The organism is Serratia sp. 25CWL12 (genome assembly GCF_055790885.1).
The window spans coordinates 4,218,398-4,243,804 of record NZ_CM147698.1; the positions used below are offsets into that span (position 1 = coordinate 4,218,398).

18 protein-coding genes and 1 pseudogene are annotated in these 25,407 nt (G+C 48.6%); 13 read left to right on the forward strand and 6 right to left on the reverse strand.

Annotated features, from left to right (window positions below; all coding sequences use genetic code 11):
- Positions 1-24 precede the first annotated feature (24 nt).
- The 4 genes from dsbA to ltrA all read left to right on the forward strand — a co-directional run bounded on the left by dsbA (position 25) and on the right by ltrA (position 6,273).
- On the forward strand, positions 25-648 hold the full coding sequence (gene dsbA, locus ACX9GV_RS18400) for a thiol:disulfide interchange protein DsbA (protein WP_473196475.1): 624 nt from the start codon (positions 25-27) through the stop codon (positions 646-648).
- Positions 649-1,259: 611 nt separating this feature from the next.
- Positions 1,260-4,052: a DNA polymerase I gene (gene polA / locus ACX9GV_RS18405; protein WP_473196476.1), complete on the forward strand. Its 2,793-nt coding sequence runs from the start codon at positions 1,260-1,262 to the stop codon at positions 4,050-4,052.
- A 298-nt stretch (positions 4,053-4,350) separates the two neighbouring features.
- Positions 4,351-4,398, forward strand: coding sequence for a small protein SpfP (spfP, locus tag ACX9GV_RS18410; RefSeq protein WP_071892919.1), 48 nt, complete (start codon positions 4,351-4,353; stop codon positions 4,396-4,398).
- Between the two features lie 486 nt (positions 4,399-4,884).
- A complete protein-coding gene (gene ltrA / locus ACX9GV_RS18415) occupies positions 4,885-6,273 on the forward strand; it encodes a group II intron reverse transcriptase/maturase (RefSeq protein WP_473196477.1) in 1,389 nt (462 codons plus the stop codon).
- A 190-nt stretch (positions 6,274-6,463) separates the two neighbouring features.
- On the opposite strand, the gene yihA is transcribed toward ltrA, so the two are convergent.
- Positions 6,464-7,111, reverse strand: coding sequence for a ribosome biogenesis GTP-binding protein YihA/YsxC (gene yihA / locus ACX9GV_RS18420; protein ID WP_023492840.1), 648 nt, complete (start codon positions 7,109-7,111; stop codon positions 6,464-6,466).
- Positions 7,112-8,353: 1,242 nt separating this feature from the next.
- On the opposite strand from yihA, the gene yihI reads away from it, so the two are divergent.
- Together yihI and hemN are read left to right on the forward strand one after the other, a co-directional pair.
- Positions 8,354-8,878: a Der GTPase-activating protein YihI gene (yihI, locus tag ACX9GV_RS18425; protein WP_037386756.1), complete on the forward strand. Its 525-nt coding sequence runs from the start codon at positions 8,354-8,356 to the stop codon at positions 8,876-8,878.
- 182 nt (positions 8,879-9,060) lie between these two features.
- Complete coding sequence (hemN, locus tag ACX9GV_RS18430; RefSeq protein ID WP_473196478.1) at positions 9,061-10,434, forward strand: oxygen-independent coproporphyrinogen III oxidase; 1,374 nt, start codon at positions 9,061-9,063, stop codon at positions 10,432-10,434.
- Positions 10,435-10,527: 93 nt separating this feature from the next.
- Here hemN and ACX9GV_RS18435 read toward each other — a convergent pair whose 3' ends face one another.
- From ACX9GV_RS18435 to glnA, 4 genes are all read right to left on the reverse strand, one after another.
- The gene (locus ACX9GV_RS18435; protein WP_023489863.1) at positions 10,528-10,650 is read right to left on the reverse strand and encodes a YshB family small membrane protein; all 123 of its coding nucleotides are present in this window, start codon (positions 10,648-10,650) and stop codon (positions 10,528-10,530) included.
- Between the two features lie 133 nt (positions 10,651-10,783).
- Positions 10,784-12,196: a nitrogen regulation protein NR(I) gene (gene glnG, locus ACX9GV_RS18440; RefSeq protein ID WP_473196479.1), complete on the reverse strand. Its 1,413-nt coding sequence runs from the start codon at positions 12,194-12,196 to the stop codon at positions 10,784-10,786.
- A gap of 8 nt (positions 12,197-12,204) precedes the next feature.
- Positions 12,205-13,254 carry a nitrogen regulation protein NR(II) gene (gene glnL, locus ACX9GV_RS18445; protein ID WP_473196480.1) on the reverse strand — a complete coding sequence of 350 codons (1,050 nt, stop codon included), beginning with the start codon at positions 13,252-13,254 and terminating at the stop codon, positions 12,205-12,207.
- 352 nt (positions 13,255-13,606) lie between these two features.
- Positions 13,607-15,016 (reverse strand): glutamate--ammonia ligase, encoded by a 1,410-nt coding sequence (gene glnA / locus ACX9GV_RS18450; protein ID WP_037386753.1) that lies wholly within the window; start codon positions 15,014-15,016, stop codon positions 13,607-13,609.
- 370 nt (positions 15,017-15,386) lie between these two features.
- On the opposite strand from glnA, the gene typA reads away from it, so the two are divergent.
- From typA to fabY, 5 genes are all read left to right on the forward strand, one after another.
- Positions 15,387-17,210, forward strand: coding sequence for a ribosome-dependent GTPase TypA (gene typA, locus ACX9GV_RS18455; protein WP_023492695.1), 1,824 nt, complete (start codon positions 15,387-15,389; stop codon positions 17,208-17,210).
- Between the two features lie 142 nt (positions 17,211-17,352).
- Positions 17,353-17,943 carry a glucose-1-phosphatase gene (yihX, locus tag ACX9GV_RS18460; RefSeq protein WP_023490399.1) on the forward strand — a complete coding sequence of 197 codons (591 nt, stop codon included), beginning with the start codon at positions 17,353-17,355 and terminating at the stop codon, positions 17,941-17,943.
- 190 nt (positions 17,944-18,133) lie between these two features.
- On the forward strand, positions 18,134-19,006 hold the full coding sequence (locus ACX9GV_RS18465) for a virulence factor BrkB family protein (protein WP_023490397.1): 873 nt from the start codon (positions 18,134-18,136) through the stop codon (positions 19,004-19,006).
- A 17-nt stretch (positions 19,007-19,023) separates the two neighbouring features.
- Positions 19,024-19,461, forward strand: coding sequence for a D-aminoacyl-tRNA deacylase (dtd, locus tag ACX9GV_RS18470; protein WP_473196481.1), 438 nt, complete (start codon positions 19,024-19,026; stop codon positions 19,459-19,461).
- 23 nt (positions 19,462-19,484) lie between these two features.
- The gene (fabY, locus tag ACX9GV_RS18475) at positions 19,485-20,426 is read left to right on the forward strand and encodes a fatty acid biosynthesis protein FabY (RefSeq protein WP_473198070.1); all 942 of its coding nucleotides are present in this window, start codon (positions 19,485-19,487) and stop codon (positions 20,424-20,426) included.
- Positions 20,427-20,506: 80 nt separating this feature from the next.
- Here the strand turns inward: fabY and gltS are convergent, their stop codons facing one another.
- A complete protein-coding gene (gene gltS / locus ACX9GV_RS18480) occupies positions 20,507-21,718 on the reverse strand; it encodes a sodium/glutamate symporter (RefSeq protein ID WP_023490394.1) in 1,212 nt (403 codons plus the stop codon).
- Between the two features lie 237 nt (positions 21,719-21,955).
- On the opposite strand from gltS, the gene ACX9GV_RS18485 reads away from it, so the two are divergent.
- A complete protein-coding gene (locus tag ACX9GV_RS18485; RefSeq protein WP_023490393.1) occupies positions 21,956-23,350 on the forward strand; it encodes a uracil-xanthine permease family protein in 1,395 nt (464 codons plus the stop codon).
- 140 nt (positions 23,351-23,490) lie between these two features.
- Positions 23,491-25,152, forward strand: a pseudogene (locus tag ACX9GV_RS18490) (AsmA family protein); the annotation flags it as partial.
- Between the last annotated feature and the right edge of the window lie 255 nt (positions 25,153-25,407).

Sequence of the window (25,407 nt, forward strand, 5' to 3'; positions counted from 1 at the left end):
TAACATGATGGAGAATTTGGTCTTATGAAAAAAATTTACTTGGCACTTGTTGGCATGCTGATGGCATTCAGTGTTTCTGCTGCGCAATTCAGTGATGGTCAGCAATATATCACCTTGAAAAATCCAGTGCCGGGTGAGCCGAAGGTGCTGGAGTTTTTCTCTTTTTACTGCCCACACTGCTATCAGTTTGAAGAGGTTTATCATGTTTCTGACACAGTGAAAAAATCACTGCCAGAAGGAACAAAGATGACCAAGTATCATGTCGAGTTTCTGGGTCCATTAGGTAAAGAAGTGACCCAAGCTTGGGCGGTAGCCATGGCTTTAGGGGTTGAAGATAAAATTACCCAGCCAATGTTTGAGGCTATCCATAAGAAGCAAACCTTAAAAACGCCAGATGATATCCGTAATGTCTTTATCAATGCTGGCGTATCTGCAGAGCAGTATGATTCTGCATTAAATAGCTTTGTGGTAAAAGCGTTGGTCGTTCAGCAACAAAAGGCGGCAGATGATTTACAACTACGAGGTGTTCCGGCGATATTTGTTAATGGCAAATACATGGTGAGAACCGAAGGTCTTGATGCTAGCTCTACGGATACTTTAGGGCAGCAATTTGCTGATGTTGTTAAATTCTTGCTTGCGCAACAGTAAACTGAATGATTTTTATCACGCCGGTTAATCCGGCGTTTTTTTTAACTTTATTGACGTTCGGGTTTATCAAGTAGATGATCTTTTTCCTGCCGTAATGCATTCAGCCAAAATTGGAATTCCTGCCTAATATTCAATCCTGACAACTAAGCCTCTACAACAACTAAGCCTCAACAACAACCAAGCCTCTACAACGGCAATGCGTTTCAGCGCCGACACAGCCTATCTCTAAATGGTGGCTGCTGGTTATCTTAAGTAAATATCTGCGTGAATAATTCACTTATTTTCTGTCAGCTTATTGCGTTCAATTGATTTACTTCCTGAATAAACCTGGTGATATATCCACAAATATCTCAAAAGGAAAGAGTACATTAAATAATAAAGAGAAAAATCACACCACTTTGATTTTTATTGGTTTTTTTATTTAAGGTGATAATGATAGGCTGAGTGTTATAAATTATTATTTAATTTATTCACAAACTTATCCACAGCTTTCAGCTTGCGAGTTTTATCACATAATCCTGGTTAATTTACGCATAATGTACGCTAAGATTCGTCAGCAGCGGCCAGCTATGGCATGCTTACCCCAGTCCTTTTAACGAAAAAGAAATACTATGGCCCAGATTGCAGAAAACCCACTGATATTAGTAGATGGTTCCTCTTACCTTTACCGCGCCTATCATGCTTTCCCACCGTTGACCAATTCATTCGGTGAGCCTACCGGGGCGATGTACGGGGTGCTGAATATGCTGCGTAGTCTGCTGCTGCAGTATACGCCGAGCCATGTTGCGGTGGTGTTTGATGCCAAAGGGAAAACCTTCCGTGATGAGTTGTTTAGCGAATACAAGTCACATCGGCCACCAATGCCAGATGATCTTCGTGCACAGGTAGAACCGCTGCACCAGATGGTTAAAGCCATGGGGTTACCACTATTAGTTACGCCAGGTGTGGAAGCTGATGATGTTATTGGTACTTTGGCTCAAGAGGCAGAAAAAGCGGGACACGCCGTGCTGATCAGCACTGGCGATAAAGATATGGCGCAATTGGTAACACCTAATATCACGTTGATCAATACCATGAATAACACCATTCTTGGCCCTCAGGAGGTGTGTGATAAATACGGTATTCCCCCTGAGTTGATTATCGACTTCTTGGCGCTAATGGGTGACTCGTCGGATAACATTCCTGGTGTACCCGGTGTCGGGGAAAAAACCGCACAGGCATTGCTACAAGGGCTAGGCGGGCTGGATGTGCTCTATGCCAACCTTGACAGTATTGCTACGCTAAGTTTTCGTGGTGCCAAGACCATGGCGGCCAAGTTGGAACAGAATAAAGAGTTGGCTTACCTCTCTTACAAACTGGCAACGATAAAAACCGATGTAGAGCTGGATATTCACTGTAATGAGCTTACGGTTCGTTCACCAGATGTCGATCAACTGCAGGCGCTGTTTAAACGCTACGAATTTAAGCGCTGGATGGCTGATGTTGAAGCGGGTTCCTGGTTAGACAATAAATCCAGTCACAAGGCAAAAAGTGCAGTAAAAGCTGCCGCTCTTGTGGAGGAGCCAAGAGCAACCGTGGAAGCAACCTTATCACAGGATGGCTATGTCACAATCCTTGATGAGGAAACGTTTGCTGATTGGTTGCAACGCCTAAGAAAAGCGGATGTTTTTGCCTTTGATACCGAAACAGACGGTCTGGATACGCTGACTGCCAATCTGATTGGTCTCTCCTTTGCTATTGAGCCCGGAGTGGCTGCTTATTTGCCCGTTGCACATGATTATCTGGATGCCCCACCACAGCTGGATCGGGACTATGTACTGGCAACGTTGAAACCGCTATTAGAAGATGAAAAAGCGTTCAAGGTTGGGCAGAACCTGAAGTTTGATAAGAGTTTATTGGCACGTTATGACATCGACTTGCGTGGTATTGCTTACGATACCATGCTCGAATCTTATGTACTCAATAGTGTCAGTGGTCGACACGATATGGATAGCCTGGCTGATCGCTATTTGGGTCATAAAACCATTACTTTTGAAGAGATCGCGGGTAAGGGTAAAAATCAGCTGACTTTCAATCAAATCGCCCTTGAACAGGCGGCTCCTTATGCTGCGGAAGATGCCGATGTCACGCTGCAACTGCATTTAGTGATGTGGCCACAGATAAAAGAACAGGCAGGTTTGCTAAAAGTATTCAATGAGATTGAAATGCCACTGTTGCCAGTGCTTTCTCATATAGAGCGAACCGGTGTTCTGATTGACCCCAATATTCTGGCGGCCCACTCAAAAGAACTGACCAAACGTTTGGCCGAGCTTGAGGTACAGGCGCATGAGTTGGCAGAGGAACCGTTTAACTTGGCTTCCACCAAGCAATTACAGGCTATTTTGTATGAAAAACAAAAGTTACCGATTCTGAAAAAAACTCCTGGTGGCGCACCTTCTACCAATGAAGAGGTGTTGGCTGAACTGGCTCTGGATTACCCATTACCTAAAGTGATCCTGGAATATCGTGGTTTAGCGAAACTTAAAACCACTTATACCGACAAACTGCCACTAATGATCAATCCGGTCAGCGGTCGAGTACATACCTCTTATCATCAGGCTGTTACTGCTACAGGTCGCCTTTCTTCCAGTGATCCAAATTTGCAGAATATCCCGGTACGTAATGATGAAGGTCGCCGTATTCGTCAGGCATTTATTGCGCCAGAAGGTTATTGCATTGTCGCTGCCGACTACTCGCAGATTGAATTGCGTATCATGGCCCATTTGTCTCAGGACGAGGGGTTGTTGAAAGCGTTTGCCGACGGTAAAGATATTCACCGGGCAACGGCGGCAGAGGTATTTGGCTTGGCGTTGGATAAAGTGACCAATGAGCAACGTCGTAGTGCCAAGGCCATCAATTTTGGCCTGATCTACGGGATGAGTGCTTTTGGCTTGGCCCGTCAGTTGGGGATTTCGCGTAGTGATGCCCAGCGCTATATGGATCTGTATTTCGAGCGTTATCCTGGCGTGCTGAGATATATGGAACAAACACGGCAACAAGCGGAGGAACAGGGGTATGTGAGTACCCTTGATGGTCGCAGGCTCTATCTGCCAGATGTGCGCTCCAGCAACGGTATGCGCCGCAAGGCGGCTGAAAGGGCGGCGATTAATGCTCCTATGCAAGGTACTGCTGCAGATATCATCAAGCGCGCGATGATCGAGGTGGATGCTTGGTTACAAGGGCAAGAGACGCCGCTGGTACGTATGATTATGCAGGTACATGATGAACTGGTGTTTGAAGTCCATCAATCGGCGATTGAAGCAGCCAGCCAACGTATTCATGAGCTGATGGAAGGAAGTATGAAGTTGGCGGTGCCGCTTAAAGTGGAAATCGGTATTGGCAAAAATTGGGATGAGGCCCACTGATTGTCGGCATCATAGGGGAACCGTTCAAGTTGCAGCTCACTCCTGCAGCTTGAATGTGACGGGTATACAATAGTCAATGAATAACAGTCAGTGAATGGGCTGATAAGCTGAGCCAGGAATCAATATCTTTTGCTAACAGGTGATTATTTAACTGTTTTTTGTTATTTAGTTACATTTTTTGTTGGTTTTACTGCAAAATAACTCCCCTTACGCTTCAAATCCTGTAAGCAAACTACAAAAAATCTTTTACAGCTTAAAAAAATGAGGTAAAGTTACAGACGTAGGGTACAGAGGTAAGATGTTCTATCTTTCAGACCTTTTACTTCACGTAATCGGATTTGGCTGAATATTTAGCCGCCCCAGTCAGTATTGACTGGGGCGTTTTTTTATGTGCGCCGGGCATGGCGAGTAGCGCTTTGACAGGCGCTGTCCTTTGACTGTGGTGGTCGAAGGGCGACTTGGAGGTGTAAGTCCTCTACACACCCGACGAGGGGAAGTGTTAGCTGAACGGCAAGGGTGCCCATCGTGAGGTGGGATCTGAAGGAAGCTGAAAGCAAAATGCTGGCCTGACGAACAGGAAGCGGTTTAGGCATAACAGTGGGGTAAGGCGGCATATATCGTCAAAGCCCGATACTCGTACGGAACGCCGACAGGTATAAGCAGGAAGGTCGCGCGAATTACCCCGGGAGATCTGTTGCTCTGCCATGGAGCTACCAACATTGTGAGGTGTTGGGAGGGGGCAACAGAAGTCAGCCGAGGCCGTAGTAGTGATGCAAACCCGGCGTCATGAAGGGCTGAACATTGATAACCGTGATTAGGACACCTTATCTCGATGTACGTTAATGACGCACAAATGCGGAAAACCGCAGCCCGAACAGAAGGAAGCGAGCAGGACTCGCAGGGGTCTGCTACGGGTGCCGAAACGGGCACGGCGAAAGGTGAGCAAACGAAAGCGGAAGTGCCGCTGACGATGGAAGCGGTGATAACCCGAAACAACGTGATGCTGGCCTATCAGCGAGTCTTGGAGAACAAAGGAGCGGCAGGGGTAGATAACCTGAGCGTGGGCGAACTTAAAGACTGGCTGAAACAACATTGGGCAAGCGTCAAGACGGCATTATTGCAAGGGAACTATCTCCCGCAGGCGATACGCAAAGTGGAGATCCCCAAGCCGGATGGCGGGGTACGACTACTCGGCATCCCGACGGTGGTAGACAGACTGATCCAACAAGCAATCCAACAACACCTTACGCCTCATTATGAGCCAGAGTTTTCAGAGTCCAGTTATGGTTTTCGCCCGAGCCGCAACGCGTGGCAGGCAGTGCAACAGGCACAAGCCTACATCCAGAGTGGCCGCAGGTGGGTGGTTGATCTGGACCTGGAAAAGTTCTTTGATCGGGTGAACCACGACATTTTAATGTCGCGGTTAAGCCGTAAAATCAAAGACGACAGGTTGCTCAAACTGATCAGGCGGTATCTGGAAGCAGACATGATCATGGGCGGTGAGACAACGAAACGACGAGAAGGTATGCCGCAAGGCAGTCCGCTTTCACCGTTGTTATCGAACATCTTACTGACGGATCTTGACCGCGAATTGGAACGGCGAGGCCACAGGTTCTGCCGTTATGCAGACGACTGTAATATTTATGTTGGCAGTCGAGAAGCAGGCGACCACGCGATGAGTGAGATAAGCGCCTATCTGGAAGATAAGCTCCAGTTAAAGGTTAACCCCCACAAAAGTGCGGTAGACAGGCCGTGGAAACGCAAATTCCTAGGATACAGTGTAACAGCCCATAAAGTGACAAGGCTGAAGATCGCAGAGAGCAGCGTAAGGCGATTTAAGGGCAAAATCCGCAGTCTGACGACGGGAAATGGCTCGCAATCGCTGAAGACGGTGCTGAGGGAACTGAACCCGGTGCTACGAGGTTGGACAAGCTACTTCCGTTTAACCGAAGTTAAAGGTTGCCTGGAAGAGTTGGATAGCTGGATACGGAGAAAATTGCGGTGCCTGATATGGCGGAACAAGAAAAGGCCGTATGCCCGAGCGAGAATGTTGATGAGAAATGGACTACTGGAGAAAAGAGCCTGGTTATCGGCGACGAACCAACGCGGTCCGTGGTGGAACGCAGGGGCAAGTCACATGAACCAAGCCTTCCGGAAGAAGTGGTTCACAGATGCGGGATTATTATCATTACTGGATTTACAGCGGCAGTTCCCGTGTTAACAATGAACCGCCGTATACGGAACCGTACGTACGGTGGTGTGAGAGGACGGCGGGAGCGATCCCGCCTCCTACTCGATTGTTTTTTGACGTGTGGTTGTCGGAAGTGTAATTGAATAACCAAATAACGTAGTGCGTAGATCTGTGTGCCTAGATTGATAACTAGTGTCTATGCATTGTTTTTACTATGTTATTATTCCCCAGCAATATCTTCTTCGGGTAACACTTCAGGGGGGATAGTATTAAACCAGGTATTCAACTTTTGACTCAGTTTGTCGACGCCGATTTTTTTCAGGGAGGAGAAAACTTCTACTTGGATATCCCCCATTAACGGTAATACCGCTTCGCGTACCATATTCAGTTGCGCTTTACGCGCGCCAGAGGCTAGCTTGTCCGCTTTGGTCAGTAATATCAGTACCGGGGTGCCAACATCGATAGCCCATTGAATCATTTGTTGATCCAAGTCTTTCAGTGGATGGCGAATATCCATCAGCACCACCAAGCCTTTCAGGCAGTTACGCATCTGCAGGTATTCACCTAGTGCGCGTTGCCATTTGCGCTTCATCTCTTCCGGTACTTCCGCATAACCATAGCCTGGTAGGTCTACCAAGCGGATACCTTCTTCAACCTCGAACAGATTAATGAGTTGGGTTCGGCCCGGGGTTTTACTGGTACGTGCCAGGCTTTTTTGATTGGTCAGGGTATTGAGTGCGCTGGATTTACCCGCATTGGAACGACCAGCGAATGCAACTTCAATACCTTCATCAGCGGGAAGGTGGCGAATATCGGGTGCACTGGTGACGAAATGGGTCACATGATAATTGTAATTCTTGCTGGTCAAAATTTTTCGTCTCCGTGAGGATAGATGGCTATCTGGTGGGTGATTATAACTGTATCGGCGATAAAAAGGGGGGATCATTCAAGCAACCTTGCCAGGTCTCTTTATTTGCTTGCATCAACTTCGGTATAAAACGGTATCGGTTGTGTAAGACATTTGCCATTAGAAGAGGCGGCAATATCGCTTTATCTGATGGTGATTTTTTATTTTTTTGTTAAAAAACAATATATTGTATTTATTATGGAAAAAATATCACTGTAAGCCAATGGTAGGTGGCTTGAGCGTAATCCATAAAAGCGTAAAGTAGCTTTCATCGCAGGACGCGAAGGAAACAGGAACATCCAGGAAGGGTGATAAATCTCAGGGAGTGCACAAGGTGTGCAATGAGTGACAGGATGATGTTAGAGGGAGTTTTGTACTAAGGGGATAGGGATAATCCAGTAACGGCAATCAGGATGCCCGCAGGAAGCGCACTTAGGACGAGTGGTTGTAAACGGATTTTGTCATGGATGATTAGTTCTTCAGGATGAAGAACATGGTTGCAGGGAGTTGAGATTGTTTGTACCAGAGGTATGAATAAGCATAGGGATGACTCAGTAACGGCAATCAGGATGCCCGCAGGAAGCACACTTAGGATGAGTGGTTGTAAACGGATTTCGTCATGGATGATTAGTTCTTCAGGATGCCCGCAGGAAGCGCACTTAGGATGAGTGGTTGTAAACGGATTTCGTCATGGATGATTAGTTCTTCAGGATGCCCGCAGGAAGCGCACTCAGGATGAGTGGTTGTAAACGGATTTTGTCATGGACGTTATTTCTTCAGGATGAAGAACATTGTCGCAAGGAGTGCGATTGTTTGTACCAGAGGTATGAATAGCTTAGGGATGACCCAGTAACGGCATCAGGATGCCCGCAGGAAGCGCACTCAGGACGAGTGGTTGTAAACGGATTTCGCTATGGACGATTCTTTCTTCAGGATGAAGAACATTGTTGCAGGGAATGCGTTTTTGCAAATGGAAAGACCGGGATGTTGAGTGTATGCATGGAGTGCATAATCAGTATATCCTTCAGTTGAAGGTGGGGAAAAGGCAGCAGGTTATACCTGCTGCCTTTTTCTTTGTTGGCTTTCTGCTAGATTCCGCCACAATCGTATCGCATTACTTTATTCAGGTTCATTCAAGTAGCCGTAGCCGGCAACAGTAAACTTGGGTATATACTGAATCCAGATCCCCTGAGAGCATAAACCATGAATCAGCCATCAAAAGCCCCTCGCGCTCCACGTAGCAGTGTGGCGACGTCAAAAAGTAAAAAGAAAAGCCGTATGGAGCTTGATCAAGAAGCTCGTGAGCGTAAGCATGTGAAAAAACGTCGTGGTAATGCTTCTGGTTCGCGGACTCAGGTTGAGTCTGCTAACCAAAAAAATAAGACTGGGGCCCAACCCAAAGATCCCCGTATTGGCAGTAAAGTGCCAGTAGCGTTAGTGGTTGAAGCTAAAGCGAAGGTAAAACCTCAACCCAAGCAGAAAGTAGAAGACAAACCTCGTCTCTCTCCTGAGGAAGAACTCAGCAAACTGGAAAATGATGAGCGTCTGGATGCATTGCTTGATCGTCTCGATATCGGTGCAACCCTAAGCGCTGAAGATCAGCAGTATGTCGATCAGACTCTGGATCGTATTGATGAACTGATGCAACAGTTGGGCATTGAATTGGGTGATGAAGACGAAGATGACGAGAAACAGGAAGATATCCTGAAACTATTGAAGGGTAGTTAATCCTGTATGTGGCTGATCCCAGTGATAGCCTTGTTATTGACATGTTATCTACTGTGGTTATCCGGTAAACTGTGGCGGCTATCGAAACGTCAGGCGCGCTTTCGCCGTGCTTCTGCGGTCAGACAACGCACGCAGTTGCCCATTTCCCGGCTCGGTAGAAAAAAATATCGAAAGGAGTAAGCATGTCAGAACAGACAATAGTCTGGGATTTAGCCTTAATACAAAAATATAACTATTCAGGCCCCCGTTACACCTCCTACCCTACAGCGTTGGAGTTTAATCAGAGCTATGATGAAACTGCGTTCCAACATGCTGCTGTGCGTTATCCTGAGCGCCCGCTTTCGCTTTATGTGCATATTCCATTTTGCCATAAGCTCTGTTACTTCTGTGGCTGTAACAAACTGGTGACACGCCAGACCCATAAAGCGGATGAATATCTGACGGTGCTGGAGCAGGAGATTATTGCTCGTGCCCCGCTGTTTACTGGCCGCAAAGTGAGCCAGATACATTGGGGTGGCGGTACGCCCACTTATCTTGATAAGCGGCAAATAAACCGGCTGGTGGCCATGCTGCGTCAGCACTTTGATGTTCAGCCAGATGTGGAAATGTCGATTGAGATAGATCCGCGAGAGATTGAACTGGATGTGCTGGACCACCTGCGTGATGAAGGTTTTAACCGTTTGAGTATGGGGGTACAGGATTTTAACAAGGAAGTGCAACGTCTGGTTAACCGTGAGCAGGATGAAGCGTTTATTTTTGCCCTGATCGCTCGGGCCAAGTCGCTAGGGTTCAATTCCACCAATATCGATCTGATCTATGGCCTGCCAAAGCAGACCCCAGAGAGTTTTGCTTTTACTTTACAGCGCGTAGCAGAGTTGAATCCGGATCGTTTAAGTGTGTTTAATTACGCCCATTTACCTAATCTGTTCCCTGCTCAACGCAAAATAAAAGATGCTGACTTGCCGAGTGCGCAACAAAAGCTGGATATTCTGCAACAAACTATCACTTCACTGACCGAGTCAGGCTACCAGTTTATTGGTATGGATCACTTTGCTCGACCCAATGATGAGCTGGCTATCGCCCAACGTGAAGGCAAATTGCATCGTAATTTCCAGGGATACACCACACAAGGAGAAAGCGATCTCCTGGGGTTGGGGGTTTCCGCCATCAGTATGCTGGGCGATAGTTACGCGCAGAACCAAAAAGAGCTGAAAACGTATTACGCGCAGGTGGAAGAGAGCGGTAATGCTTTATGGCGTGGCCTGACAATGACACCGGACGACTGTTTGCGCCGTGATGTGATTAAAACACTGATCTGTAATTTCCAGCTCGATTATCAACCCATTGAGCAATTACATGGCATCGAGTTTGCTGATTATTTTGCGCCTGACTTGTTATTACTGGCCCCCTTTGAACGTGATGGCCTGGTGGAGCGCAATGATCAAGGGATTCGTGTGACACCACGTGGGCGCTTGTTGATCCGAAATATTTGCATGTGCTTTGATATTTATCTGCGCAAACAGGCGCGTGCTCAACAGTTTTCACGCGTTATCTAATATTTCAACCCAAGCTTATTCAAGCTGCAGTTAATCTTTCTGCCGCTTGAATGGCTACAGGTATAAAACAGCCGCTGCTATGGTGGCTGTTTTTTAACTGAAGAAATTGATCAGGGTGGCACACAGTAAAGCGGCCACGGCGGTCAGCGGTGTATGGCTGACGGCAGAACTGACGTCTGCCCCTTGAGTAATAAAAACGATAAATGAATCCAGCATCACAAGCCTCCGGAATTTGTGACCCGATCATACTGCTGTCACTGGTCCTGTAAAGACTATTTTTGCCGATTTTTTGTGCGCTTGATTGCGTTTTTAATCATCTATGGTGTTTTTAATCATGCATTGTGGGCTCTTATTCCATTCCCAACTCTTTCAGCTTACGCGTTAAGGTATTTCTACCCCATCCCAGTAAGCGAGCCGCTTCCTGCTTATGTCCTTGGGTGTATCGCAGGGCGGTAGTGAGCAGCGCACGTTCCATTTCTGGTTGTGCTTCAGATAACAGGTTTTGATGACCCGAACGTAGCGCGTGGTCGGCCCATTGCGCCAACAGCGTTACCCAGTTGACCGGCTGGTTATGATTAGCGGATTCAGCGGGCGTGGTGTCAAAGAGTTCACTGGGCAGATCCTGAACCAATACCTCTTGCCCAGCGGCCATCACCGTCAGCCAGCGGCAGGTGTTTTCTAGCTGACGAACATTACCAGACCAAGGCAGGCGAGTGAGAGCGGCTTCAGTTTCCGGGTGCAGGTTTTTTACCTCAACCCCCAGCTCCTTCGCGGCAACTTGCAGAAAATAGCGAGCCAGGCGTGGGATATCCTCACGGCGTTCCCGTAATGGTGGCAGATGTACGCGGATCACATTCAGGCGGTGAAACAGATCCTCGCGAAACCGACCTTCCTGCACGCGCAGTTCCAGGTTTTGGTGGGTCGCGGCAATGATACGAACATCCACCTTTACCGGTGCATAACCACCTACACGGTAAAATTGACCATCAGCTAATACGCGTAACAGGCGAGTTTGCACATCCAGTGGCATATCACCAATCTCATCCAGGAACAGCGTCCCGCCATCCGCCTGCTCAAAACGCCCCTGACGGATCTGATTGGCACCGGTAAATGCCCCTTTTTCGTGACCGAATAGCTCTGATTCAATGAGATCTTTCGGGATGGCAGCCATATTGAGGGCAATAAAGGGCAACTTAGCTCGCGGACTATGGCGATGCAACGCATGGGCGACCAGCTCTTTACCGGTACCTGACTCACCATTAATCAGGACACTGATGGATGAGCGTGATAGGCGGCCAATAATACGGAATACATCCTGCATGGCAGGTGCTTCACCAATAATATCCGCCACGGGATCGCTGGTGGGTGGCGGGCGGACAGGCTGTTGTTGTTCCTGATAGTGGCTGATGGCTCGTTCTACCAACGCTACCGCTTCATCAATATCAAAGGGTTTTGGCAGATAATCAAACGCGCCTTCCTGATAGGCACTGACTGCTGCATCCAGATCTGAATGCGCTGTCATGATGATGACAGGAAGCAGGGGATGGTGCAGTTTTATTTGCTTGAGCAGGGCCAGGCCATTCATCCCTGGCATGCGGATATCCGACAACAACACATCTGGGGTTTGTGTTGCCAATGCGCTCAATACTGCGTTGCCATTGTCGAAAGTGGTACAACTGATACCGGTTCCTGTTAGCGCCCGTTCAAGCACCCAGCGGATGGCGCTATCATCATCGACAATCCAGGCTATCCCTTGTTGCATACAGACCTCTACTTACAAATAGGCAGGTAAACCGAGAATTCGGTATGCCCTGGCCAACTGTTAAATTCAATTTTCCCGCCATGTTGATCGATAAGACTACGGGCAATGGAGAGTCCCAGGCCGGTACCCCCTTCACGACCACTCACCATGGGATAGAACAGGGTATCCTGCAGTTGTGCCGGGACACCGGGGCCGTTATCTTCAATATCGATGCGAGCCACTAATCGGTGGCGGTTGCCATGCAGCGTTGTTTGAAATGCAGTACGGGTGCGCAGCGTAATGGTGCCACCGCGTTCACTTAGCGCCTGCAGGGCATTACGGGTGATATTGAGCAGTACTTGCTCAATTTGTTCTGGGTCATGTGCCAGCTCTGGCAGACTGGGGTCGTAATCCCGTATCAACGTGACATTATCTGGCTTTTCCAATGACACCAACTGGCAAACTCTCTCCACCACCTGGTGAATACTTTGGGTAACGTATTGTCCTGGGCGTTGTGGCCCAAGCAGGCGATCCACCAGGTTACGCAGCCGGTCAGCTTGTTCAATTATCACCTTGGTGTATTCCGTCAATACCGGGTCGGGCAGAGCCTTGGCTAGCAACTGTGCTGCACCGCGCAGGCCACCCAATGGATTTTTGATTTCATGGGCCAACCCGCGGACTAAATCACGCGCGGCGACCTGTTGAGCATGCTGCAATTGCTCCTGGCTTAGGCGGCGTTGATTATCCATGGGTGCCAGCTCCATCAGGATAAAACCCTCAGGTAAAACCTGCGCCGTTAAGGAGAGAATATGTGCGCGACTGTCGATAACCAGGGTGACTTCGTTATCGGTAAAACCCTGGCCACTATTGAGGTTCTCACGCATCGTCTCGATGTTTAGTGAGAAATAGCTCAGTAAATCCGGTAATGGGGTACCGAACAGTTTACGAGAACTTTGCGCCAGTAACTGTTGTGCTGCGGGATTGGCGTAACGAATGGCTAATCGGTCATCCAACAGCAGAATACTGTTGATAAGAGAGTTAAGGATTTGCCCTGCATCGGGTAGCTTATCAGTTGCCATACATATCCTTGCCCCTCTGTTACCTGGCAGAGCAAATTCCAGAGGATGGTGAATCTGATTATTGATGCTCACCCTTGGGGCCAGCGCAAGTGCTGTTTAAATCAGCAGTTAGTCAATCTGTTGTCTGATTACTATTGAGTTGCAGCTTAGAATCTATCGGGTAAAGCACTTTTCTGCACTTTTTTAGTGCACTTAATCCTACATTATTTCTGACTGTTGGGGTATGAAACCGTTTTGCAGAACATAGCGTGGCGAAAAAAGCCCATCAGAAGATGGGCGAAAAGTTTCCACGGCAACAAAAAAACGGGAAAATAGAGTAAGACGCGCGATCCATAGATCGCGCGGGTATGACTTAAACGCTGTAGTACAGTTCAAATTCAACTGGGTGTGGCGTCATACGAACACGATCCATCTCTTCTTTACGCAGTTCGATGTAGGCATCGATAGCGTCGTCAGTGAATACCCCACCACGGGTCAGGAATTCACGGTCTTCATTCAGTGCAGCCATGGCTTCATCCAGTGAACCTGCAACTTTTGGAATTTCAGCTTCTTCTTCTGGTGGCAGGTCATACAGGTTTTTGTCCATGGCATCGCCAGGATGGATCTTGTTGATAATGCCATCCAGGCCGGCCATCAGCAGTGCGGCAAAGCACAGGTAAGGGTTAGCCGCTGGATCTGGGAAACGCGCTTCGATACGGCGTGCTTTCGGGCTGGCTACCACCGGGATACGGATGGAGGCAGAACGGTTACGGGCAGAGTAAGCCAGCATCACCGGTGCTTCATAGCCAGGGACCAGACGCTTGTAAGAGTTGGTGGTTGGGTTAGCCAAGGCGTTAATCGCTTTAGCATGCTTGATAATGCCACCAATATAGAACAGTGCAATTTCAGACAAACCGCCGTATTTGTCGCCAGCGAACAGGTTATTACCGTTCTTGGCCAACGACATGTGGCAGTGCATCCCAGAGCCGTTATCGCCGAACATCGGTTTTGGCATAAATGTCGCGGTTTTGCCAAAGGCGTGAGCCACGTTGTGTACGACATATTTGTAGATTTGGATTTCGTCAGCTTTCTTGGTCATGGTATTGAAGCGGGTAGCCACTTCATTCTGACCAGCAGTTGCCACTTCGTGGTGATGTGCTTCAACTACCAGCCCCATCTCCTCCATGGTCAAACACATGGTAGAACGGATGTCCTGTGACGAGTCAACTGGGGGCACTGGGAAGTAACCGCCTTTAACTGCTGGGCGATGACCTTTGTTGCCGCCTTCGTATTTGGTGCTGGTGTTCCAGGCACCTTCAATGTCGTCGATGCTGACATGGGAACCGCGGATGCTGCTACCGAAACGAACATCATCGAACAGGAAGAACTCTGGTTCTGGCCCAAAGAGCACGGTATCAGCAATACCAGAAGAGCGCAGGAAGTCTTCTGCACGCTTAGAAATGGAACGTGGGTCGCGGTCGTAGCCTTGCATGGTGCCAGGTTCAAGGATGTCACAGCGAATAATCAGCGTGGACTCCTCAAAGAAAGGATCTAAAACGGCGGTGCTGGCATCCGGCATCAGCACCATGTCAGATTCGTTGATACCTTTCCAACCACCGATTGAGGAGCCGTCAAACATTTTACCTTCTTCGAAGAAGTCGGCATTTACCTGATGAGCAGGGATGGTAACGTGCTGTTCTTTACCTTTGGTATCAGTGAAACGCAGGTCTACGAATTTCACTTCATGCTCATTCAGCATCGTCAAAACGTGTTCAGCGGACATACTTAACTCTCCCGGATTTATCATTGTCGTGGTGGAACGAATCTGTGTAACCTGACGGATTTCGCTCGATGATCTAGATTAAGCGAAAACCGTGCCAACTTTTTAATGGCGCAATAATCGCCTGTTAGCGCGGTTTTTGCCTCTCTGCAGTATGCACCATTAGTGATGGGATGCACTAATGTGGTGCAAAAAAGGTGAAATGGGGCACTACAACGGGGCGAAATGTGTCCAATTGTTGAATTTTTCATCGTGAATGTGATCACAAACCAGTCTAGACACAGTTGTTTATAAGAGAGTGTTGTGATCTTGTTTAGTCCCTCGCTTAATACGTGTACAATAGCGCGCTATTTCTAATGCCTGAGGCAAAGCTGTGATCGAAAATTTGCGTAATATCGCCATTATTGCCCACGTTGACCATGGGAAAACTACCCTGGTTGACAAGCTGCTACAACAATCCGGTACCTTCGGAGAGCGTGAGGAAGCAACTGAACGAGTAATGGACTCCAACGATTTGGAGAAAGAGCGTGGGATTACCATTCTCGCAAAAAATACCGCCATTAATTGGAAAGACTATCGTATCAATATCGTCGATACCCCAGGGCACGCCGACTTTGGTGGTGAGGTTGAGCGTGTGATGTCGATGGTTGACTCGGTGCTGCTGGTTGTGGATGCAATGGATGGCCCAATGCCGCAAACCCGTTTTGTGACCAAGAAAGCCTTCGCCAATGGTCTGAAACCGATCGTGGTGATTAATAAGGTCGATCGTCCTGGTGCGCGCCCTGATTGGGTGGTGGATCAGGTTTTTGATCTGTTCGTTAATCTGGATGCAACCGACGAACAACTCGATTTCCCGATTATCTATGCATCAGCATTGCTGGGGATCGCAGGTACTGACTATAACGAGATGTCTGAAGATATGACCCCGTTGTATCAGGCCATTGTTGATCACGTAGCTGCTCCTCAGGTTGAGCAGGATGCCCCATTCCAGATGCAAATCTCTCAACTGGATTATAACAACTACGTGGGTGTTATCGGCATCGGCCGTATCAAGCGCGGCAAAGTGAAGCCTAACCAGCAAATCACCGTTATCGACAGTGATGGCAAAACCCGTAGTGGTAAAGTTGGTAAAGTGCTGACTCATATGGGCTTGGAGCGTATCGAAGCGAGTGTTGCTGAAGCAGGTGACATTATTGCGATCACCGGTCTGGGTGAGTTGAATATCTCCGACACCATTTGTGATGTGAATGCGGTTGAAGCGTTGCCAGCATTGTCTGTTGATGAGCCTACCGTCACCATGTTCTTTAACGTCAACACCTCTCCATTCTGTGGTAAAGAAGGTAAGTACGTTACTTCTCGTCAAATCCTTGAGCGCCTGCAGAAAGAGCTGGTACATAACGTTGCGCTGCGTGTTGAAGAAACTGAAGATGCGGATGCATTCCGTGTTTCAGGCCGTGGTGAGCTGCACTTATCGGTGTTGATCGAAAATATGCGTCGTGAAGGTTTTGAACTGGCGGTTTCACGTCCGAAAGTTATCTTCCGTGAAATCGATGGTCGCAAACAAGAGCCGTTCGAAAACGTCACACTGGATATTGAAGAGCAGCATCAAGGTTCGGTGATGCAGGCGATGGGTGAGCGTAAAGCTGACCTGAAAAATATGGATCCCGATGGTAAAGGCCGTGTACGTCTGGACTATGTGATCCCAAGCCGTGGTTTGATCGGTTTCCGTAACGAGTTTATGACCATGACCTCCGGTACCGGTCTGCTGTATTCCACCTTCAGCCACTACGACGATGTGCGTCCAGGTGAAGTGGGTCAGCGTCAGAACGGTGTATTGATTTCCAATGGTCAAGGTAAAGCCGTCGCCTTTGCCCTGTACAGCCTGCAAGATCGTGGCAAGCTGTTCCTGGGTCATGGTGCTGAAGTGTACGAAGGCCAGATCATCGGTATTCACTCACGCTCTAACGACTTGACGGTTAACTGCCTGACCGGTAAAAAACTGACCAACATGCGTGCTTCTGGTACGGATGAAGCGACGACACTGGTTCCTGCTATCAAGATGTCTCTGGAGCAAGCACTGGAGTTCATTGATGATGATGAACTGGTCGAAGTGACACCTACCTCAATTCGTATCCGTAAGCGTCACTTGACGGAAAACGATCGCAGACGCGCGAGCCGTACTTCTAAAGAGGTTTAACCTCCGATGCTTAGGGCGCATATTGCGCCCTGAGTTATTTTCCTATTTCTGCCGCATGATCTGTGCTTTTCCTTTTTTCTCCCTGTTCAGCTTCAACTTTTCCCGTTAGAGTAAAATATTACCCACTCACCAGGAGAGGACTATGCTGTATATCTTTGATTTAGGTAATGTGATTGTCGATATCGATTTCAAGCGTGTACTGGGCGTATGGAGCAACTTAAGTGGCGTACCGTTGGCCACGTTGTCTGATCGTTTTAGCATGGGTGAAATATTTCAGCAGCACGAACGTGGTGAAGTCAGTGATGAAGAGTTTGCGGAAAAACTGTGCGCAGAAATGGGCATTGGACTCAGTTTCGAGCAGTTTGCTGCGGGTTGGCAGGCAGTATTTGTTTCCTTACGACCAGAAGTGATCGACATCATGCACCGTTTGCGTAGTGAAGGGCACCGCGTGGTGGTGTTATCGAACACCAATCGCCTACACTGTGATTACTGGCCACAACACTACCCTGAGGTGGCAGAAGCGGCTGACCATCTTTACCTTTCGCAGGATATCGGTATGCGTAAACCTGATGCCAATATCTATCAATATGTGCTCAAGGCGGAAAATACCCCAGCCGATCAGGCGGTCTTTTTTGATGATGTCGCGGCCAATGTGGCGGCAGCCAAAGCACTGGGTATTGAGGGGGTGCAAGTGACAGATCGTCAGATTATTCCAGCGTATTTTGCGCAATGATGGCCATCGGTTAAGCTCAAGGTATACCTAACCGTCTTTTATGCGCAGAGATTGCCTGCCTATGGGTGAGGTTCTCCCTGCGAAGCCACTATGTCCCCTATTTTTGGTAGTAAACTCTAGGTGATGAGTTGGCTGCCTGTCTGGCTGCAACTTGAAACCCATAGGGTAGACGCTGACATCAGGAGTGTATATGTCATTTTTCCGCCGCAAAAAGCTCCCATCGGCGCTTAAACCAAGTGTGACCTTTGGGCGATTACTGATTAAGCGTATTGATGCTGATGGCCTGAGCATGTTGGCGGGACATCTGGCCTTTGTTTCTCTGCTTTCATTGGTGCCACTTATTACCGTGGTGTTCGCTTTGTTTGCTGTTTTCCCCATGTTTGCTGATATCAGTATTCAACTGAAAAATTTTATTTTTTCCAATTTTATGCCTGCTGCAGGTCATGTCATTCAGCGTTACCTTGAACAGTTTGTTGCCAACTCCAACAAGATGACCGCAGTGGGGATTTGTGGTCTGATTATCACTGCGTTATTGCTGATCTCTTCGGTAGATACGGTGTTAAATACCATTTGGCGCAGTAAGAACAAACGTTCAATGGTGTTTTCTTTTGCGGTTTACTGGATGGTGCTGACGTTGGGGCCGCTGCTGGTGGGGGCCAGTATGGCCATCAGCTCTTATCTGCTTTCGCAGACCTGGTTAGTGCAAACCGGGGTCAATAGCTTGGTGGATGAAGTACTGCGTGTTTTCCCCTTGCTTCTGTCATGGGTCTCTTTCTGGTTGCTATACAGTATCGTGCCCACCCTGCGCGTCCCCCCTAAAGATGCACTGGTTGGGGCGCTGGTCGCTGGGGTGTTGTTTGAACTGGGCAAAAAAGGGTTTGCGTTTTATGTCACGATGTTTCCCTCATACCAACTGATCTATGGTGTGTTGGCCGTGATCCCGATTTTATTCCTGTGGGTTTATTGGAGCTGGTGTATCGTTTTACTCGGTGCTGAAATCACCGTAACCTTGGGTGAGTATCGTCAATACCGCCAGCAAAGAGTAGAACTAGAGCCAAAATAACAGCAGGAAGGGGCTGTATGATTGCGTTAATTCAACGAGTATTAAATGCCAGTGTTACGGTAGAAGGGGAAGTTATCGCTAAGATCGATGGCGGTTTGTTGGTGTTACTAGGGGTTGAGCAAGATGATAACCCGCAGAAAGCACAGCGTTTGTGTGAGCGGGTGTTGGGATACCGTATTTTTGCTGATGAGAATGACAAGATGAATCTCAATGTGCAGCAAGTGGGAGGCAGTGTGCTGGTGGTATCGCAGTTTACTTTGGCGGCAGATACTCAAAAAGGTATGCGCCCCAGCTTCTCCCGTGGCGCAGCACCCGGCGATGCCGAGCAGTTATATCACTATTTTGTTGGTCTGTGCCGTGAACGTGGTGTGGACACACAGACTGGCAAGTTTGCCGCCGATATGAAAGTGGCGTTGGTAAACGATGGGCCGGTGACGTTCTGGTTGCAAGTTTAAGCATGATGAGAGAGAAGACCGCTATGTATCACTTGCGCGTTCCTGTGACAGAGCAAGAACTGAAAGACTACTACCAGTTTCGTTGGGAAATGTTGCGTAAGCCATTGCACCAGCCAATGGGGTCAGAAAAGGATGCCTACGATGCGATGGCACATCACCAAATGGTGGTGGACGAGAATGACCGTATTGTGGCGATAGGGCGTTTATCTATCAATGCTGATAATGAAGCGGCGATTCGTTTCCTGGCGGTGGATTCCACGGTGCGAGATAAGGGGCTGGGAACCTTGGTGGCGATGACGCTGGAGTCGGTAGCGCGTCAGGAAGGGGTTAAGCGGGTGGTTTGTAGTGCTCGCGAAGATGCCGTCGACTTTTTTGCCAAATTGGGGTTTGTTAATCAAGGTGAAATTACCACGCCACAAACCACGCCTCTCCGCCATTACCTGATGATTAAGCCCGTGGCGACACTGGATGATATTTTACATCGCCCCGATTGGTGCGGGCAGTTACAACAAGCCTGGTATCAACATATTCCTCTCAGTGAAAAAATGGGTGTGCGTATCAGCCAGTATACGGGTCAACGTTTTGTCACCACGATGCCAGAGATTGGCAATCAGAATCCGCACCATACCCTGTTTGCCGGGAGCTTATTTTCTTTGGCAACCTTGACTGGCTGGGGGCTAATCTGGTTGCTACTGCGTGAACGCCAACTGGGTGGAACCATTATTCTGGCAGATGCCCATATTCGTTATAGCAAACCTGTCACTGGTCGGCCCCGGGCAGTGGCTGAGCTCAGTTCGCTGAGCGGTGATCTGGCTCGTTTGGCACAAGGCCGTCGGGCGCGGGTGCAGGCAGAGGTACACTTATTCGGTGGCGATGATAAGGGGGCGGTGTTCGAAGGGACTTTTATGGTATTGCCTGCAGAATCAAACGTTATCTTGGATAAAGATGTTTTGGCAGAAGATTGAAGAAATAAGTTAACAGCAAAGGACTTGCTGATATTTACCCGTCGCCAATCAAGCGACGACGGGTAACCGACCAAGGGGATTTAGCTAACTGCAGAGAACATCGGCAACGTCAGATACAGCTTAATCATGATGGCATTGACGATATCGATAAAGAACGCTCCAACCATCGGTACCACTAAGAATGCCAGATGTGAAGGACCGAAACGGTCAGTAATCGCCTGCATGTTGGCGATGGCCGTTGGGGTCGCCCCCATACCAAAACCACAGTGACCGGCAGCTAGCACCGCAGCATCGTAGTTTTTACCCATCACGCGGTAGGTGACAAAGATGGCATACAGCGCCATCACCAACGTCTGTACTGCCAGAATGGCCAGCATCGGCAAGGCCAATGAGGCCAATTCCCAGAGACGTAGACTCATCAGTGCCATCGCCAGGAACAACGACAGGCTAACGTTGCCTAATACCGATACCGCCCGCTCAAAGACCGTGTAGAAGCCAGTGGCTGACAGGGTGTTACTGAGGATCACACCAATAAACAGAACGCAAACGAAGATGGGAAGTTCAAACGCGGTACCTTTCAATAAACCAGCGACAAAATTCCCGGCGGTTAAACAGATAGCAATCATGGCGATGGTTTCCACCATCACCAGTGAGGTAATCAAGCGAGCACTTTCCGGCTTTTCAAACCCACTCGGCTGTGCACTGTCTTCTGGCGTTCCCTCTGGGGTTGCGGAGTTTTTCACCAGATAACGGGCCACTGGGCCACCAATCAGCCCGCCGAGAACCAAACCGAAGGTGGCGCAAGCCATCGCTACTTCAGTCGCATTCTCAAACCCATAGCGTTCAATGAACACTTTACTCCAGGCTGCACCGGTACCATGGCCACCAGAAAGGGTAATTGAACCAGCAATCAGACCCATCAATGGATCCAAGCCCAACATTGTCGCCATACCGATACCGATGGCATTTTGTACCACTAGCAACCCAATCACGACGAACAAGAATATGACTAACGCCTTGCCCCCCGCTCGCAATCGAGCCAGGTTGGCATTCAAACCGATAGTGGCAAAAAAGGCCAGCATCAGGGGGTCTTTCAGCGACATATCAAAGCTGATTTCCCAGTTGGCTACTTTCTTCATCACCAGTAGCGCTACTGCTACCAGCAGACCACCAGCGACGGGGGCAGGTATCGTGTATTGTCTAAGTAGAGGAATAGAGCGTACGCATTTGCCACCTAGGAGCAGAACCAACGTGGCCGCGACTAATGTGCCATAAGTATCGAGATGAAACATCTAGGTACCCCGTGTAATAAAATAGATACAATAAAATAATAAGTTATAAAATTCGAACAGCTTTTTAACTTAACGAGTGCAGGATTAGAAGTAAAAACGCCTAATAATACAAGGAAAAATGAATAAAAATGCGACATCAATAAAATTATTGGTATAAAAATAGAAGTGCGCAACCGTTTGCTTTTGTGGCAAGGATCATTAAAATACGTTCTTTTCCGTTTCTTGGAATGCGACACCATGACCACCCACTCTGCCGAACTTGATGCTACAGCAACCGCATCGACAAACGGCCCACGCACTAGTGAGCTGATTTATCACCTGGAAGATCGTCCCCCCCTGCCACAAACGTTGTTTGCTGCCGGCCAACATCTGCTAGCCATGTTTGTGGCGGTGATCACCCCAGCGTTGTTGATCTGCCAGGCACTTGGCCTGCCAGCACAAGATACTCAGCATATTGTCAGCATGTCACTGTTTGCTTCCGGGTTGGCTTCTATTTTACAAATCAAAACCTGGGGGCCAATCGGTTCTGGTTTGTTATCTATTCAGGGCACCAGCTTTAACTTTGTCTCGCCACTGATTATGGGTGGCTTGGCGTTGAAAAATGGTGGGGCAGATATCCCCACCATGATGGCAGCCCTGTTTGGTACCTTGATGGTGGCATCATGTACCGAAATCCTACTGTCCCGGGTGCTGCATCTGGCGCGCCGTATCATTACCCCGTTAGTTTCTGGCATTGTGGTGATGATCATCGGCCTATCGTTGATTCAGGTCGGTTTAACCTCTATTGGCGGTGGCTACGCAGCGATGGAGGCGAATACCTTCGGTGAGCCAAAGAATCTGTTGCTGGCGGGTTCGGTACTGGCGGTGATTATTCTACTTAACCGCCAACGTAATGCTTATCTGCGTATCGCTGCTTTGGTGATTGCGATGGTGGTAGGTTATCTGCTGGCCTGGGCCATGGGTATGCTACCGGAAACTCAGCCAGTTGCTCAAACCGCCGTCATTTCCATTCCGACACCGCTCTATTACGGTTTGGGATTTGACTGGAACCTGCTGTTACCATTGATGTTGATTTTTATGGTGACGTCACTGGAAACCATTGGGGATATTACCGCCACCTCTGACGTTTCTGAACAACCGGTTAGTGGCCCACTTTATATGAAGCGCCTGAAAGGGGGCGTGTTGGCCAATGGCTTGAATTCAATGTTATCGGCGGTATTCAATACTTTCCCTAATTCCTGTTTTGGTCAGAATAATGGCGTGATCCAACTGACGGGTGTCGCCAGCCGCTATGTCGGCTTTTTTGTGGCACTGATGCTGATTGGCTTGGGGTTATTCCCGGCCGTTGCCGGTTTTGTGCAGAATATTCCTGAACCTGTGCTGGGTGGCGCGACCATTGTGATGTTTGGCACCATTGCTGCTTCCGGTGTTCGTATCGTTTCTCGTGAACCCCTGAATCGTCGGGCGGTGATGATTATGGCGCTATCACTCGCCGTCGGTATGGGGGTTTCCCAACAGCCATTGATTCTGCAATTTGCACCTGACTGGTTGAAAACCCTACTTTCTTCCGGTATTGCCGCCGGTGGTCTAACGGCGATTACGCTGAATTTGCTGTTCCCACCAGAGAAATAAATACGGCAATCTGGTATAAAACGGCCTCAAGTACTTTACTTGCGGCCGTTTTTTATTACCCTTTTCATCACGACTCTTGAGCTGACGAGCTAATTGCGGCATAAACAGGGTATCTTTTCTCACCTCTACGGATCCGCACGATGAAATTTATCAGAAAACTGTTGCTGACTTTCCTGCTACTGATTGTGCTTGCCGTGGTAGTGATTTACCTTTTGGGCCAAACTCATTGGGCTGCAGGCTGGTTGAGCCGTTGGGTCAGTGATAACAGCGGGTATCGCCTGTCGGTAGAGAAAATCTCGCACTCCTGGAATCATCCGGGGCAAATCAGCCTGGAAGGTGTGACCTTCGCTCAAGCCAACCAACCACAGACGCTGGTGGCCAAGCAGGTGGATCTGGTATTTAGCTCACGACAAATCACTGAGCCTGGTTTTTTTGCCAGTGTGACACTACGGGATGGTTCCCTCAATGTATTGCCGCAACAGGGGGTCTCATTACCCATTCAGGCGGAGGTATTGCAATTAAGCAATATGGCACTGCAATTCAACCATAATAGCTGGCAGTTTAACGCCCAGGCGGTGAATGGCGGTATCAATCCATGGCAACCTAAAACCGGCTATTTATTCGGTGAAAATAACCAATTTCAGGTTAGCGCGGGTTCAATGGTATTGAACGGTATTCCTGCCTCACGGGTATTGGTACAGGGTGAAATCAGGCAAAATCAGTTGATGCTGAATAATTTTGGTGCCGATCTGTCCCAAGGCGACCTCACCGGGGTGGCTAGCCGTGCCGCCGATGGCAGTTGGTTGGTGGAGAGTTTGCGCCTAAGCAATGTACGCCTGCAAGTTCCGTTAACATTGAAACAGTTCGGCGAGCATTTCAAGGTGCTGCCTCCGGTGACAGTGAAGCGCTTTGATTTAATCGATGCACGTTTGGAAGGGAAAGAGTGGGCGGTTAACGATCTCGACCTATCGTTACAAAATATCACTTTTAAGCAAGGTGACTGGAGTAGCCAAGAGGGTTCGCTCAACTTTAATGCGGGGGATATTATTAATGGCAAGTTTCATTTAATCGACCCGATTATGAGCATGACTCTCTCTACGGCGGGTATTACCATTCAACAATTCACCACCCGTTGGGAGGGGGGATTATTGCGTACCTCCGGCAACTGGTTACGGGCGAATAAACGTTTGCAGTTGGATGAGTTGGCGGTAGCGGCACTAGAATATACCTTGCCGATTAACTGGCGTGGGTTGTGGTTGCGGCCATTACCCGATTGGTTAGCTGAAGTCTATGTCGGCAAGATGACCACTAATCGTAATCTGCTCATTGATATCAATCCTGATTTTCCTTTCCAGATCACGGCATTGGATGGTTCTGGTAACAACTTGCTATTAGCCCGTGATCACCAGTGGGGAATCTGGTCTGGCTCGTTACAACTCAATGGGAGTGATGCCACTTTCAATAAGGTCGATATTCGACGCCCCTCTTTGACGCTGCAGGCTGATGCTCAACAAATCAATGTGACTGAGTTGAGCGCCTTTATGCCGGAGGGTTTGTTAGAGGCTAAGGCCAGCATCAGTCAGCTCCCTGGTAAGCCGTTTACGCTCTCCTTTAATGGCCGTTCAGTGCCTTTAAATACGTTACAGCAATGGGGATGGCAACCGGTTCCATTGGAAGGTGATGGTAATCTGCAATTAGAGTTGAAAGGGTTACTTAACGGCGATGGGCCATTCAAGGCTTCATTACAGGGGCATTTACAGGCGCTCAATAAAGAAGGGCAAACCCTGGAGCAATCATTGCCGGAAAAATCATTACCGGAACAGCCATTGCCGGGACAGCCATTGCCGGAACAGCCATCGCCGGAACAGCCATTGCCGGGACAGCCATTACCGGAACAACCATTGCCGGGACAGCCATTACCGGGACAGCCATTACCGGAACAACCATTACCGGAACAGCTATTACCGGAACAGCTATTACCGGAACAGCCATTGCCGGCACAGCCATAACCCTAGTTACGCTGTTATGGTAACGCCTGTCATAACAGCGCCTAAATG

What these genes read in the sequence shown, in the direction of transcription:
- dsbA (WP_473196475.1), top strand. Translation starts at nt 25, where the DNA reads ATGAAAAAAATTTACTTGGCACTTGTTGGCATGCTGATGGCATTCAGT.
- polA (WP_473196476.1), top strand. Translation starts at nt 1,260, where the DNA reads ATGGCCCAGATTGCAGAAAACCCACTGATATTAGTAGATGGTTCCTCT.
- ltrA (WP_473196477.1), top strand. Translation starts at nt 4,885, where the DNA reads ATGTACGTTAATGACGCACAAATGCGGAAAACCGCAGCCCGAACAGAA.
- yihI (WP_037386756.1), top strand. Translation starts at nt 8,354, where the DNA reads ATGAATCAGCCATCAAAAGCCCCTCGCGCTCCACGTAGCAGTGTGGCG.
- hemN (WP_473196478.1), top strand. Translation starts at nt 9,061, where the DNA reads ATGTCAGAACAGACAATAGTCTGGGATTTAGCCTTAATACAAAAATAT.
- ACX9GV_RS18435 (WP_023489863.1), bottom strand. Translation starts at nt 10,650, where the DNA reads ATGCTGGATTCATTTATCGTTTTTATTACTCAAGGGGCAGACGTCAGT.
- glnG (WP_473196479.1), bottom strand. Translation starts at nt 12,196, where the DNA reads ATGCAACAAGGGATAGCCTGGATTGTCGATGATGATAGCGCCATCCGC.
- glnL (WP_473196480.1), bottom strand. Translation starts at nt 13,254, where the DNA reads ATGGCAACTGATAAGCTACCCGATGCAGGGCAAATCCTTAACTCTCTT.
- glnA (WP_037386753.1), bottom strand. Translation starts at nt 15,016, where the DNA reads ATGTCCGCTGAACACGTTTTGACGATGCTGAATGAGCATGAAGTGAAA.
- yihX (WP_023490399.1), top strand. Translation starts at nt 17,353, where the DNA reads ATGCTGTATATCTTTGATTTAGGTAATGTGATTGTCGATATCGATTTC.
- ACX9GV_RS18465 (WP_023490397.1), top strand. Translation starts at nt 18,134, where the DNA reads ATGTCATTTTTCCGCCGCAAAAAGCTCCCATCGGCGCTTAAACCAAGT.
- dtd (WP_473196481.1), top strand. Translation starts at nt 19,024, where the DNA reads ATGATTGCGTTAATTCAACGAGTATTAAATGCCAGTGTTACGGTAGAA.
- fabY (WP_473198070.1), top strand. Translation starts at nt 19,485, where the DNA reads ATGTATCACTTGCGCGTTCCTGTGACAGAGCAAGAACTGAAAGACTAC.
- gltS (WP_023490394.1), bottom strand. Translation starts at nt 21,718, where the DNA reads ATGTTTCATCTCGATACTTATGGCACATTAGTCGCGGCCACGTTGGTT.
- ACX9GV_RS18485 (WP_023490393.1), top strand. Translation starts at nt 21,956, where the DNA reads ATGACCACCCACTCTGCCGAACTTGATGCTACAGCAACCGCATCGACA.